This is a genomic window from Luteimonas salinisoli, assembly GCF_013425525.1.
GTDB lineage: Bacteria > Pseudomonadota > Gammaproteobacteria > Xanthomonadales > Xanthomonadaceae > Luteimonas > Luteimonas salinisoli.
In genome coordinates this window covers 33,309-46,540 of sequence record NZ_JACCKA010000054.1, presented here as the reverse complement: position 1 = coordinate 46,540, position 13,232 = coordinate 33,309, and the positions used below count along the sequence as shown (strand labels likewise).

Sequence of the window (13,232 nt, the reverse complement as noted above, 5' to 3'; positions counted from 1 at the left end):
GGCTTCGGACTCTGGCGGGCGCGGAAGGGCCGCGTGCGGCTGCACGCAGGGCGCCCCTCTGTCCTTTTGCCTGAGAGTTCGGGGGCGGGCCGCAGCCTGTCCCATGCACCTTCGGCGCCGGATCGAACCGGTCTCTCCAGAGTTGTCCCCGCCGGCGGTACGTGAGCCTGAGCGATTACGGGCGTTGCGCCTTCGGCAGCGGGCGCCCGGTGGGCCGGGGCCTGCTTCTCCCGTCGGGGGGTGTTGCGGGATCGATTATAGCGGGCGGGCGTCCGCCGCGTGGCACCGTACCCCTCGTTCAGGCAGCGGGTGCCGCCGGCCAGGCCCCGCCGGGAAGGTAGTCCTCCAGCCAGACCGGCGCGAGGGTGTCGGCTTCCCGCATCCATTCGACCACCAGGGTGTGGTGCAGCAGGGTGTCCGTCCAGCTCCGCGCGCGCGGCCAGCGGGTCAGGTCGGCGCCGTGCCTGCACAGCCGGATCACCGTGGGCACGTGCATGAAATCGGCCAGTGAGATCGCGCCGAACAGGAACGGCCCCGAATAGCGCGCCAGCAGCGCTTCGTAGTGCGAGAACAGCCGTTCGCAGCCGGCGCGCTCCGTTGGCGAGAACGCGCGCTTGACCGGGTAGAACGCGCTCTCGAACGAGATCCGGTGGCAGATCGACGACAGCCCGGCATGCTGCCACGCCGCTACCGAGCGCGCATGCGCCCGCGCCTCGGCATCCGTCGGGAGCAGGGCGCCGTTGCAGACGTCGTTGGCGAACTCCATGATGGCGATGGAGTCGTAGATCACGGTGCGGCCGGTATCGAGCACGGGCACGGACGCCGCGGGGGAGAGCTTCCCTATCCGCGCGAGATTGCCGAAACGCTGGGGTTTGCGGATGTCGACCAGTTCCTCGTCGAACTCGTACCCGGCGGCCCGCAGGGCGAGCCACGCGCGCATCGCCCAGCTGGAGGCGTTCATGGTGCCCGTGTAGAGCTTCGCCCGAGCCACCGCCGACTCCGACCGATTCAACTATTAAAAACATAGCAAACCCGCGGGCGCGGGCGCAAGAGGAAGCGGCGCATGACCAAGATCCCCGTACCCGGCACGCCGGTCCGAGGCTCGAAATCCGGAAGCGCGATCATGGCGCTGTTCGATCTTCTGGGCCGGCGCTGGGCCATGGGCGTGCTGTGGACGTTGAGCGAACGCGGGCCGAGCACCTTCGGCGAGCTGGAGGCTGCGTGCGAGAGCATCTCGCCCGCTGTCCTCAATACGCGGCTCAAGGAACTGGCGATGGCCGGCCTGGTGGCGAAGGGCGCGCACGGCTACACCGCCACCGGGCTGGGCCGGGAGATCTATCGGGGCCTGCTGCCGCTGTCGGCCACCTCGAAGAAATGGGCGCGGCAGGTCGAGACCAGGCTGAAAGCCGACAAGTGACGCCGGGCGCGCCACTGGCGATGCGGAGCAATCCGGTGGCGCACTTGCACGGATGCCGCCAGCAGCGCCAGGCATCGAGGGCCGGTGCGCAAGCGGCGAACCGATGGACCCGGCTGCGGCCTTCGGGCCGCCATCGTTGCGATCCGTCATCGCATCCGCGGCTTTCGTCGCCCGCCGATGGCGCCGTACGGATGGAACATGGCAGGCTGCAGTCCGCGAATCCCAATCCAGAGGCCGCCGACTTGAAATCAGGAATTCTCCCGACAGGCGCATGGCTGCGTGCCGTTGCTCTCGCAGGTGCGCTGCTCGCCGGGCAGGTGGCGGCATCGGACCAGTCGCCGCCGTGCGAGGTCGGCAGCTACCGGCTGGACAACGGCGACACGCTCGACATCGGCCCCGGCGCCGCCGGCCAGCTGCGGTGGCGCGCGACGGACGGCAGTACCGGCGCGCTCGCGTCGGAGGACGATGGCACCTGGACCAGCACCCTGGGCTGGACGGAGCGGCCGGACGGGCACCGCGTGTCGTTCGACGATTGCGGGCGCGGCGGCATCCGTTTCGACCGGACGGCCGGGCAGCGCGTACCGCTGCAGCAGATCGACACCCGCTTTCAGGGCAGCGGCGTCACGCTCGCCGGGCGCTTGACGCTTCCGCCCGGCAACGACCCGGTACCGCTGGTGGTGCTGGTTCACGGTGCCGAACGCGACTCCGCGCTGGAGCGGTATTCGCTGCAGCGCGAGTTCGCCGGCGCCGGCATCGGCGTGTTCGCCTACGACAAGCGCGGCACCGGGGCATCGGGTGGTCGCTACACCCAGGACTACCTGACGCTGGCGATCGACGCCATCCACGCCATGCGCGAGGCGCGGCGCCTGGCCGGCGCGCGCGCCGGACGCGTCGGCTACCAGGGCGGCAGCCAGGGCGGCTGGGTGGCGCCGCTGGCGGCGCGCATCGAACCGGTGGACTTCGTCATCGTCAGCTTCGGGCTGGCGGTCTCGCCGCTGGAGGAGGACCGCGAGGCGATCGCCTTCGACATGCAGCGCGGCGGCTTCGGCCCGGAGGCCGCCGCCGGCGCCATGGCGATCGCCGACGCCACAGCGCGGGTGATCGAGAGCGGCTTCATCGAAGGCTACGCGCAGCTGGAGTCGGTGAAGGCGAAATACGGCGACGAACCCTGGTATCCCTCGGTGCGCGGCAACTTTACCTGGTACCTGCTCGGCAACGACGAAGCGACCGTGCGCAAGGAGGCCCCGCACCTGGTGTACGGCATCCCCGCGCACTACGACCCCATGCCGGTGCTGGAGACGCTGGACGTTCCGCAGCTCTGGGCGCTGGGCGGCCAGGACCGCGATGCGCCGCCGGGCGAGACGCTACGCCGCCTGGCCGCGCTGCAGCGCGACGGCAGGCCGATCGTGACCGCGCTGTTCCCCGGCGCCGACCACGGCATGTACGAGTTCGAGACCGGACCCGACGGAGAGCGCGTCTCCACCCGCCAGCCCGAGGGGTACTTCCGGGTGATGGCCGATTTCATTCTCGGCGGGCCGCTGGAGCCGGGCTATGGGACAGCTGAGCTGTCTTCGCACCCGTAGAGCGACCCCAATCTCCTCCGTTCCCTCGTCTCCGCGCCGGGCCGCATCAACGGCCCTGGAACAGCCGGATCGGGCGGATCCCGTGCTCGCGTTCGGCCGCATCGGCGAGCAGCGCCAGTTCGGCCAGCTCGCGCCGGTACAGGTCGAGAAAGGCGTCCTCCACGGGTGCCGTGACGTGGACGAACGCGAACGGGTCGCCGCCGGCCGACGACATGCGGCCACAGCGGCTGCGCAGACGCCGGCCGAGGCTCGATCCACCCGCCAGCATGACCGCGTCGAATTTCGACAGCGCACCCTCGAAGTCCCGCCGGTACTGCTCTGCCATCGCGTAGACGCGCGCGCGCAGTTCATCCGCGTCGCGCGTCATGCCTCCGTGCAGGCGCAGGCAGACGCGGCCTTCGGACAGCAGGCGCTCGACCTTCGGCCAGGCGTCGTGCAACTGCTGCAGCAGCGCCAGCTTGGCCTGCGCCTGCGAGCGCTCTGGCTCGGCCAGCGCGGCGACCGCGAGTTGGAAACGGCGCGCGAACAGCCCGAGGATGCGCACCGCAAGCTTGCGGTCGGCCGAGTTGCGGTCGCGGCAGGCACCCAGTTGTCCGCGTAGCGCGGCCGGGTCGGGATCGGAGCCGTCGGGCATGGTGAAATCCACGTCCAGGTCCACCAGGCGCACCCACAGCTCCAGTTCGTCGCCCCGCGTGCGTGTGCGTTCGAGCCGCGGCCACAGGTCGGCGGCGTCCGGGCCCAGCCGGCGCAGCTCGTCGACGCAGCCCTGCCAGTCGAAGCCGGCCGCCGGCAGCAGCCCGCCCTCGGAGGGGTCCAGCAGCGGCACCGGGCCGAGCATGCCGTTGGCGAAGCGCTTCCAGCCCTGCGCGAGATCCTCCGGCAGCTCGCCCATGCCAAGAAGCTGGGCCGGCTCGACCAGGTTGCGCGCGCCGAACTCCAGCGCCATCTCGCGGTAGTAGTGCTCGGTCACGCGCCGGCTCAGCGCTGGGAAATCGGCGAACAGCGCCGCCGCCGGGCGTTCGTCCAGGAACATGCCTTCCACCGGTCGCGAGACCGCGTTGGCGATCCGCGCCTGGTCGGCCGGGTGCGAAGCCCAGAAGCGGGTCTCGTCGTCGTTGTCGAGCTGGCGCTCGATCGCCTGCCAGTCCTCCGCGCGCCACTGCCCCAGCCGCAACGCTGCGGCGGCGGGCAGGTCCCGCACCAGGCTTCCCTCGCGCCAGGCCTTGCCGTTGGCAGCCTCGACCTCGTGCATGGCCTGCGACAGCGCACGCAGGCGCAGCGCCGTGGCGGCGAAGTTGTCGCTGCCGGCCACCGCGACCTCGTAGCGGTCGGCGTCGAATTCCATCTCCTGCGACAGGCGCCGGCTCATCCGGAAGCTGATTTGGAACAGCGCGCGCAGGAACACCCGCGTCAGACCCAGGCAGGCCAGGGTGGCCACGCACATCAGCTGGAACAGGTTGCCGCCATCGTCGTCGCCATCGCCTTCGACCCAGCGCTGCAGCCGGTCGTCCCACTCGTCGCGGTGGTAGGCGCGCGATTCCAGCCAGCGGTTGACATGGTTGATCACGTGCGCCGCGCGCATGCCGCCGCGCTGCGCGAAGTGGCCGAACTCGTGCGCGAGCACGCCCACCAACTGGCGCGCCGTCATGCCGGCCACCAGCGGCAGGCCGATGGTCAGCGTCCTGGCGCCGCCCACCAGCCCGGCCGGGCCGGCGCTGAACTGCACCCATGCATTGACGCTGTGGCTGAGGAAGATCTCGCGCGGCGGCGCCACGCCGACCGCGCCGCACAGCGCCACCACCGCGTCGCGGAATGCCGACTCCTCGCCCGGCAGCCGCACCGCGTCGGGCACCTTGGTCCGCGGCGCAAACAACGGCTTGAGCAGGAACAGCACCAGCACGCCGATGACGAAGCCGGGCACCACCCAGGCCAGCACGGTCCACAGTCCACTCATGCCGCGCGGTGCCCACTCGGCGTAGTAGGCGTAGCCCAGCCACGCCAGCCCGGCAACGAGGCCGAAGTAGACCACCGGCAGCAGGCGCGACAACAGCGCCACCAGCCAGAGCAGGATCGAGTACAGCGGGCGCCGCGGCGGGCGCGGCACGGAGCCGGGCGCCATCGCGCGCATCAGTCCGGCCGGCGATTCCGCCGGGGCGGTCGGAGCGGGCATTACCATCGTGTCCATCAGCATCCCTGCGCGCGCGGGGGGCCGGGCACGATTCGGCGTTGATCCATCCCCGTCGGCGGCGCGCTGGACGCGGCTCGCAGGCGCGACGCTCCACAGCCCCCTGCGAGTCGTCGCGCCGCCGAGCATACAAAATCCTCCCGCGCGTTCACAGTGATGCTGACCGGGCTGATCATCCTGGTGTCCTTGGCCGCGCTGTCCGTGGTGGAGGGCGACCACCAGCCCGAGGCCTTCTTCGGCAGCATCCCGCCTTCGCGAGAGCCCGTGCGCGCGGCGAGGACAGCGGGAAGAGGGCATGAGGTTTCGCCGACGCATCACCATCGCTCCCGGGCTTCGCCTGAACGTGTCGGGCAGCGGCCTGAGCCTACTGGATGGCCCGCGCGGCGCGTGGTGACCTGCGAGCCTCGCTGAGCGATCAGGTCGAGGCTCGCTGCGCTAGCGTGCGTGAGGGCTTGCCGCAGTTCCCGGTTGCGGGGATAGCGCAGCGGGCGCAGCCACGGCCGCCGCGCCAGGCCCGGGTGGCCGGCCGGTGCGGCCCGGTTGACCGCTGGGCATCCACAGGCATATGCTCCGGCATATGTCAGGTTGGAGTGGCCCCGTGAAGGCCGAACGCCATGTCCGTCTTTTCCGCAACGGCCGTAATCAGGCCGTGCGCATTCCGCGCGAGTTCGAGCTGCCGGGCGACGAGGCCATCATGCGCCAGGAGGGCGAGCGGCTGGTGATCGAGCCGATCAAACCCAGGCGCGATCTGCTGGAGATACTGGCGACGCTCGAGCCGATCGACGAGGCATTTCCTGACGTCGACGAGGGCCTGCTGCCGCTCGACGATCCCAGGCTGTGAGCGCCCCGCGCTATCTGCTGGACACCAACGTGGTGTCCGATCTCATGCGCCACCCCCAGGGCCCGGTAGCGCGGCGCATGGCGCGGGTGGGGCTGGAACAGATCGCGCTCGGCATCGTGGTCGCCGCGGAGTTGCGTTTCGGCGTGACGCGGGTACCAGGGCATCGCCTGGCGGAGCGGCTGGACTTGATCCTGAGCCAGGTACCGGTCCTGCCCCTGGAGCCGCCGTCGGAGATCCACTATGCAGACATCCGCAGCACGCTCGAAGGCGCAGGCACACCGATCGGGCCGAACGATCTGCTGATCGCCGCCCAGGCGCGCGCGCTCGGAGCCGTGCTGGTGACGGACAACGTGCGCGAGTTCGCGCGTGTCCCGGGGCTGCAGCTGGAAAACTGGCTGACGCCGGCCGACGGCTGATCGGCCCACGACGCTCCCCTTCGTTCCCGCGGCACCAACATTGCGCGCCCCAGGCCGCCGAACATACCGATCGCCACCATGTCCCAGCCCCCACCCGCCCTGTTCGAGCTGATCCCCGGCGGCCTGTTCGGCCCGCTGGCGTCGGCCAACCGCGAGCACTACTGGCAGCTGCTGTGCCGGCTGTTCGACGAGTTCTTCGGCCCCGATGCGCCGGTGCCGCCCAGCCACGGCATCCCGCGCCGCGAGATCACCGCGGCGGTGGAGCGCTACCTGCTCAGCGACGACCCCTGGGAGGACGAGGACGGCGAGGCGCCCGATGCGCCGCTCAACGTGCGCGCCAACGGCATCTACGAGCGTTTCCGCGCCGCGGGCTGGCTGCGCCAGGAGCGCCTGGGCGCGCGCGAGATGGTGTCCATGCCGCCGGTGGCGGCGCAGCTGCTGTCGACGCTGATCGGCTTCTGCGAGCTGGGGCCGACCTTCGTCTCGGCGAAAGTGCGCTCGATCGAGCTGCAGCTGCAGCAGGTGGTGCAGGGCAAGGCCGGCGGCGAGGCGCTGGAGGAGGCCGCCGACCAGGCGCGGCGGCTGCTGGTTTCGCTGTCCTCGATGAGCCTGCAGGTGCGCGACCTGATGCCCGAGCTCAGCCGCGCCGAAACCACCGCGCAGTTCGCGCGCGCGTGGTTCGAGCGCTACGTCGGCGAGTTCTTCATCGGCGACTACGCCGAGCTGCACCGCGCCGACCATCCGCTGGCGCGGCGCAGCGCGATCCTGGCGATGGCGCGCGAGGTGGAGGGCACGGAGCTTCGAGGGCGGCTGCTGGCCTGGTATCGCGCCCACGTCGCGGCGGGCGACGCGGTGCGCGCGGAGTCGCGCCTGAACCGCAGTCTGCGGCGGCTGTACGAGCTCGATCGCATCGACGACTACCTGGCGCGGCTGGACGACGACATCCGCCAGGCCAACCGGCGCGCGCTGGCCTTTCTCGACTACCGCCTGCGCGCGCCGGACCGGCTCGACGTGCTGCTGCGGCGGGCGTTCCAGGGCGTGCAGCGCGCGCCGGAGGAGGCGCTGCGGCTGCCGGTCGGCCCGGGAGGGCTGATGGACGCGGACCGGCTGCGCCCGCCACGGCGCCGGCCGCGGCCGATCCCGCGCTCGGCGAACGCCACCACCCCGCCCACGCCCGAGCAATTGGCGCGCCTGGCCCTGCTGCGGCGGATGAAGCGGTCGCGCCTGGTCACCGCCGAGGACCTGGCGGGCTACGTCGGCCGCCATCTGCCGACCGAGGGCCGCGTCGAGTCCACCCGCCTGGACATCGCCTCGATCGCGGACCTGCGCGCCTACCAGGTGCTGGTCACCCTGGCGCTGCGCGGCCATCGCCTGGGCGGCCTGCGCCGCGAGGATCCGCTGTCGCGGCTGCAGCGCGGCTTCCGGGTCGAACTGCTCGACGGCGGCGACGATAATGGGCCGGGCTCGGCCGGGCGCTACCTGCGCGCGCCGCGCTTCGTCGTCGAACGCATCCGGAATTCCGCATGAAGCGCAGTTGGAACACGCTCAGCCAGTCCTCCAACGGCATGTATTCGGTGCAGGATTTCGAGCGCGCCGCCTACCGCCTGGTGACCGAGCAGGTGCTGTACGCCGCCGACCGCGGCTCGAAGGTGGCCTACCACCTGGTCGAGGCGCACCTGGAGGATTTCGCGACGGCGCTGCAGCCGCTGGGCATCCGCCTGCAGCGCAACGCCCAGCACCGCTACCTGGTGGCACTGCCCGCGCATGCCGAGGGCACCCCGGTCACGCTGGAGGAAACCCTGCTGTTGCTGGTGCTGCGCCAGCGCTACGACGAGGCCTTCCGCCAGGGCAGGATCGAGGAGCACGGCGAGGTGGTGGCCGAGCTGCCCGAACTGCAGGAGGCCTACCAGGCGCTGGCCGGGCGCGCCATGCCCGAGGTCGGCGCGCTACGCCAGCTGGCGCGGGCGCTGCGGCGCTGGGGCGTGTGCCGGCTGGTGGAGTCGGAGGGCGACGACCCGCAGCCGTTCCATCTGCTGGTGCGGCCGGCGATCGTCGAGATCGTCGGCGAGCAGTGGCTGCAGCGGCTGGACCAGCACAACGCCGATGACGCGGACGACGGCGACGACGCGACCGCGGAGGACGACGATGCAGCTGCTTGAGCGCGTGCACCTGGTGCAGTTCTTCCTGTTCGAGGCGCAGACCCTGCGACTCGACACCACTACCGCCATCATCGCTCCCAACGGCGCCGGCAAGAGCGCGCTGCTCGACGCGCTGCAGATCGTGCTGCTCGGCGGCGACCGCGGGCGCATCCGCTTCAACGCCCAGGCCGGCGGCAGCCACCGCGCGCGCACCATCCGCGACTACTGCCTGGGTACCTACCGCAGCGGCGAGGACGGTCGCAAGCGCCGCACCGCCACCACCTACATCAGCCTGGTATTCCGCGACCAGGCCAGCGGCATGCCGCTGACGGCGGGCATCGCCCTGGGCGCGTCGGCCGACGAGCCCGAGCACCGGGTGCACGGCATGTACCTGCTGCCAGGGGTGGCGCTGGAGCTGGACGAACACCTGGAGCGCGCAGGCGGCAAGGAACTGCCCCTGGCCTGGGCCTCGTTCCGCGAACTGGCGGTGCGCCGCTGCCGCGAGGCCGGCACCGGCATCGAGCTGCACACCACCAGCGAACGCTTCGTCAGGGACCTGCTGCTGCGCCTGCGTGCGGCGCCGGGCCTGCACCCGGACGTCAACGCCTACCGCAAGGCGTCCCAGAACGCGCTCAACCTGCAGAAGCAGGACGACATCGACCTATGGGTGCGCACCCTGGTGGCCGAGGACCGGCCGACCGACGTCGCGCGCTTCCGCGGGCTGCTCGACACCTTCCGCCAGATCAAGGAGCGCATCGAGCAGCTGGCGCAGCGCATCGAGGCGGCCGAGGGCGTGGAGCGGCAGTACGCCAGGGTCGCCGCGCATGCGGTGCGGGCGGCGTCGTATCGGGCGCTGGGCGCCGAGTACGCGCGCGATCTGCTGGAGGAACAGGTGGCGACCGCCGAGGAGGCGCTAGAGGCGGCGCGCGCGCGCGAGGCCGCGGTGGGGCGCGAGCTGGAAGGGGTGCGCGCCGACCGCGACCTGGCCCGCGAGGACTACGAACGCACCAACGCCCGGCTGCAGGGCAGCGCCGGCTACGGCGAGCAGGCGCGGTTCGACGAACTGGCCGGGCGCGATCGCGAGCAGCTGCAGCGGCTGCAGCGCGAGCTGCTGGCCGAGATCTCGTTCGTGCGCGAGCGCCTGCGCGACATCGGCCGGCTCGAACTGCCCACCGTCGACGCCACCGCGCTGCGCAACGCCGCTGCTGCCTGGGAGGCGTGGTACGACCTGCTGGTCGGCCTGCCCGGCGACGCAGCGCTGCCGTGGACGCCGGAGGCGTTGCACGCCCAGGCGCAGCAGGCACTGGCCGCGGCCGTTCCGCTGGTGGCGGCGGTGGAAGGCCATGCCCGCGAGAGCCGCGCCGCGTTCGAGAAGGCCCGCGAGCGGCTCGCGACCGCGCGACTCAACCAGAAGCGGTTGGCCGCGGGGCAGGCCGAACTGCATCCAGACGTCGGGCGGCTGATGGGTTACCTGCAGGACGCGGGCATCGTCGCGCGCCCGGTGTGCGACCTGGTGCGGGTGACCGATACGGCGTGGCAGGGGGCGATCGAGGCCTACCTGCGCAGCAACGTCGAGGCGCTGCTGGTGCCGCTGGAGGACGAGGAGCGCGCGGTGAAGCTGTACCGCTCGCTGCAGGGCGGCCGCGCGGTGTACGGCGTCAAGCTGGCCCTGCCGAGCCAGGCACGCGCGATGCGCGAACGCGGCGAGCCCGCGTCCGACAGCGTCGCGGCGCTGCTCGACGGCACCGACGCCGACGCGGTGGCGTTCCTGCGCCGCCAGCTCGGCGACCTGTGTCGCGTGGAGACCGAGGTCGAGCTGATCCGGAGCCGCCGCGGTCTGAGCCGCGACGGCGTGCTGGCCAAGGGCGGCAGCATTGAGCGGCTGCGCCCGGTGGCGGCGGCGGAATGGAAGATCGGCGCGTCCGACAACCGCGCGCGCGCCCGCGCCCAGCGCGAGGAACTCGCTGCCGCCGAAGCGGAGGTGCGCCGCATGGAGCCCGGGGTGCAGCATGCGGAAGCCTGCCAGCGCGGGCTGGCGCGTCTGGCCGCGGACGGCGGGTTCGCCCAGGCGCTGCACGATCGCGCGCTGGAGCATCGCAAGCTGGAGCAGCGCTATCGCAGCGCGCGCGAGGGCCACGACGCGGCCGCCGATCCCGACCTGGTGCGCATGGGCGAGGCGGTGCGGGAGCTGCAGGCGCGGATCGCGGCCGGCGAGATGCGCATCGAGCAGCTTGCCGGCGATGCGCGCGAAACGGCGAACGTGGCGAAGCAGTCGGCCGAACGGCTCGCCTGGCTCGGCGCGCAGGTGGAACTCGCGGCGCGGCGCGCGGTGGAGGCCTTCGGCGATCCGGACGTCGACCCCAACCGGGTGGAGCGGCAGCGCGAGGAACTCGACGGCAAGCATCCCGCACTCGAGGAGCGCAAGCAGCGCTGCGAGGAGCGCGCGGCCGACGCCCTGGCCCAGCTGCAGCGTGCGCTGCCCGACGCCTGGAGCGCGCTGTCGCAGTACGCGAAGGACCATGGCGTCGAACCGGAGTTCGAGCCGGACCAGTGGCGGCCGGCGCACGCGCTGATGGAGCGCGAGCTCGAGTACCTGCGCGGCACCGAACTGGTGCGCTACCAGGGCCAGGCTGCGCAAGCCTACGACACCGCGGTGGAGACGTTCCGCGCCAACGTGGCCTCGGCGCTGTACGACAATTTCAGCCGCCTGCGCGAGCAGATCACCACCCTCAACCGTACCCTGCGCAACAGCCCGGCGTTCTCCAACAACGAGCGCTACCGGTTCCACTTCGAGGTGCTGCCCGAGTTCCGCGAGCTGCACGGCTTCATCAAGCGCGCCACAGACCTGGGCGCCGAGGACGGCCTGTTCGGCAGCGCCGGCGAGGTACCGCCGGCGTTCCGCGACCTGATCGAGGACAGCGCCGCGCTGCGCGGCGCCGCGGCCTCGCCGCTGGACGACTACCGGCGCTTCTTCCGCTTCGAGGTGCAGATCCAGCAGGACGACCGGGTGATCGGCACGCTGAGCGAGCGCATGCGCTCGGGCTCGGGCGGCGAGCACCGCGCGCCGCTGTACGTGATCGCCGGCGCCGCGCTGGCCGCGGCCTACGGCAAGAGCGATGTGCATCCCGGCGGGCTGGGGCTGATCCTGCTCGACGAGTTCGGCGACAAGATCGACGCGCAGAACGCCCGCGCCACCACCAACTACCTGCGCTCGCTCGGGCTGCAGCTGGTGCTGGCGGCCCCCGACACCGCCCAGGGCACGCTGAGCGGCGTGCTCGACGGCTACATCGAGCTGTTCCGCGACGACGACCTGGTGCAGGTGGAGCACGTCGAGGTGACCGAGGCGGCCCGGGAGCTGCTGCGCAGCGACCAGTTCGACCTGCATCCGGAGCTGCTTGCCGACGAGGCCGCGCGGATCGCGCGCGAACGGTCGTCGGCGTGAGTCCGGCCCGGCGCGTGCTGGAGCGGTTGCTGCAGCGCGCCGAGCGCGCGCGGCTGCGCGGGGCGGCCGGCGCCGCGTCGCTGCCGATGGGCAGCCAGGCCAGTGCGGGGGAATACCTCGGTCTGCGCACGCTGGAGGAACTGGAGACCTTCCATGCCGAGATCGCGCTGGCAGAGCGTGCCGGCGCGATCGGGGTGCAGCGCGCGAGGTCGGGCGATGGCTCGAAACTGCAGCGGCTCACCGTGACCGACCCGGGGGCGCTGGCGCGCCACCTGGGCGTGCGGCTGCTGGACGAGCGGACGGGTGAGGCGCGGCAGCGGCTGGAGGCGTGGGTGGCGCGGTTCCCGGTGATCGCCGAGGTGCTGGAGCGCTGGGGCCGGGGCCGCAGGGTGCGCGGCCAGGATGCGGAGGCCGCGGCCGACCTGGCCGATGCCGCCCTCGCCGCCGCGGCGCTCGACGAGGAACCCGGCCGCGAACGCATCCTGCGTCGCGAGAGCGTGCGGCTGTTCCGCGACAGCAAGCGGTTGGAGCGGTTGACGCCCTGGCTGGAGATCCTGGTGACCGGCGAGCTGGCTGCAAGCGGGCTGCCGCGCGAGGACGTGTGGGCGGAACTCGGGCTGAAGCGCGAACCCCAGCCGCTGCTGCTGGCGGGCGAGGGCGAGGTGGTGGCGGGCGGCGTCGCCGTTCCGATTCTCCGGCCGTTCCTCGGCGTCGCGCCGCAGGCGATCGAGCGCCTCGGCACGCCGGCCCGCTACCTGCTGAGCATCGAGAATCTGGCCAGCTTCCATGACGCCGCCGTGCGCGCGCCGGGCGCCGGGGCGCTGCTGGTCTATACCGGCGGCATGCCGTCGCCGGCGTGGCGCGTCGCCTATCGGCGTCTGCTGGCGGGGCTGCCGGCGGGCGCTCCGGCCTGGCATTGGGGCGATATCGACGAAGGCGGCTTCCGCATCGCGGCGGTGCTGTCCCGGGAAGCGACGGCCAGCGGCCGGGAGTTCAGGCCCTGGCAGATGTCGCCAGACGACCTGGAGGGCGCGGCGCTCTCCGCCGCCGCACGGCCGACGGACGCCGCTCTGGCGCGGATGTGCCGATGGGCCGCGCGCGCCGGTTGGCCCGAAGTGGCCGCGGCGCTCGCCCGCCATCCCCTGACGTTGGAGCAGGAGGCCCTCGGCGCGATGCGCTGGCCCGGCGAATGAACTTCGCATCCCCGGAT

Annotated in this window: 11 protein-coding genes and 2 riboswitches; of the genes, 9 read left to right on the top strand and 2 right to left on the bottom strand. The window is 72.3% G+C overall.

Going from position 1 to position 13,232, the window contains the following annotated elements; all coding sequences use genetic code 11:
* Positions 1-53: 53 nt before the first annotated feature.
* A riboswitch (glycine riboswitch) is annotated at positions 54-145 on the bottom strand.
* Positions 146-155: 10 nt separating this feature from the next.
* A riboswitch (glycine riboswitch) is annotated at positions 156-233 on the bottom strand.
* A gap of 65 nt (positions 234-298) precedes the next feature.
* A complete protein-coding gene (locus H0E84_RS08410; protein WP_219339646.1) occupies positions 299-991 on the bottom strand; it encodes a glutathione S-transferase family protein in 693 nt (230 codons plus the stop codon).
* Between the two features lie 72 nt (positions 992-1,063).
* Between H0E84_RS08410 and H0E84_RS08405 the strand changes: the two genes are divergently transcribed.
* Complete coding sequence (locus tag H0E84_RS08405) at positions 1,064-1,417, top strand: winged helix-turn-helix transcriptional regulator (RefSeq protein WP_180678197.1); 354 nt, start codon at positions 1,064-1,066, stop codon at positions 1,415-1,417.
* Between the two features lie 242 nt (positions 1,418-1,659).
* The gene (locus H0E84_RS08400) at positions 1,660-3,000 is read left to right on the top strand and encodes an alpha/beta hydrolase family protein (RefSeq protein ID WP_257644134.1); all 1,341 of its coding nucleotides are present in this window, start codon (positions 1,660-1,662) and stop codon (positions 2,998-3,000) included.
* A gap of 46 nt (positions 3,001-3,046) precedes the next feature.
* Here the strand turns inward: H0E84_RS08400 and H0E84_RS08395 are convergent, their stop codons facing one another.
* Complete coding sequence (locus tag H0E84_RS08395) at positions 3,047-5,170, bottom strand: M48 family metallopeptidase (RefSeq protein ID WP_180678195.1); 2,124 nt, start codon at positions 5,168-5,170, stop codon at positions 3,047-3,049.
* 310 nt (positions 5,171-5,480) lie between these two features.
* On the opposite strand from H0E84_RS08395, the gene H0E84_RS20825 reads away from it, so the two are divergent.
* The 7 genes from H0E84_RS20825 to H0E84_RS08360 all read left to right on the top strand — a co-directional run bounded on the left by H0E84_RS20825 (position 5,481) and on the right by H0E84_RS08360 (position 13,215).
* Positions 5,481-5,579, top strand: coding sequence for a DUF4236 domain-containing protein (locus tag H0E84_RS20825; protein ID WP_180678194.1), 99 nt, complete (start codon positions 5,481-5,483; stop codon positions 5,577-5,579).
* 204 nt (positions 5,580-5,783) lie between these two features.
* A complete protein-coding gene (locus H0E84_RS08385; protein ID WP_180678193.1) occupies positions 5,784-6,026 on the top strand; it encodes an AbrB/MazE/SpoVT family DNA-binding domain-containing protein in 243 nt (80 codons plus the stop codon).
* Positions 6,023-6,442: a PIN domain-containing protein gene (locus H0E84_RS08380; RefSeq protein WP_180678192.1), complete on the top strand. Its 420-nt coding sequence runs from the start codon at positions 6,023-6,025 to the stop codon at positions 6,440-6,442. Before H0E84_RS08385 ends, H0E84_RS08380 begins: the two co-directional genes overlap by 4 nt.
* 78 nt (positions 6,443-6,520) lie before the next feature.
* Complete coding sequence (locus H0E84_RS08375) at positions 6,521-7,969, top strand: Wadjet anti-phage system protein JetA family protein (RefSeq protein WP_180678191.1); 1,449 nt, start codon at positions 6,521-6,523, stop codon at positions 7,967-7,969.
* Complete coding sequence (locus H0E84_RS08370) at positions 7,966-8,601, top strand: DUF4194 domain-containing protein (RefSeq protein WP_180678190.1); 636 nt, start codon at positions 7,966-7,968, stop codon at positions 8,599-8,601. Before H0E84_RS08375 ends, H0E84_RS08370 begins: the two co-directional genes overlap by 4 nt.
* Positions 8,588-12,022, top strand: a complete 3,435-nt coding sequence (locus H0E84_RS08365) for an SbcC/MukB-like Walker B domain-containing protein (protein WP_180678189.1) — start codon at positions 8,588-8,590, stop codon at positions 12,020-12,022. The genes H0E84_RS08370 and H0E84_RS08365 overlap by 14 nt, the downstream gene beginning before the upstream one ends.
* The gene (locus H0E84_RS08360) at positions 12,019-13,215 is read left to right on the top strand and encodes a Wadjet anti-phage system protein JetD domain-containing protein (RefSeq protein WP_180678188.1); all 1,197 of its coding nucleotides are present in this window, start codon (positions 12,019-12,021) and stop codon (positions 13,213-13,215) included. Before H0E84_RS08365 ends, H0E84_RS08360 begins: the two co-directional genes overlap by 4 nt.
* The last annotated feature ends 17 nt before the right edge of the window (positions 13,216-13,232 follow it).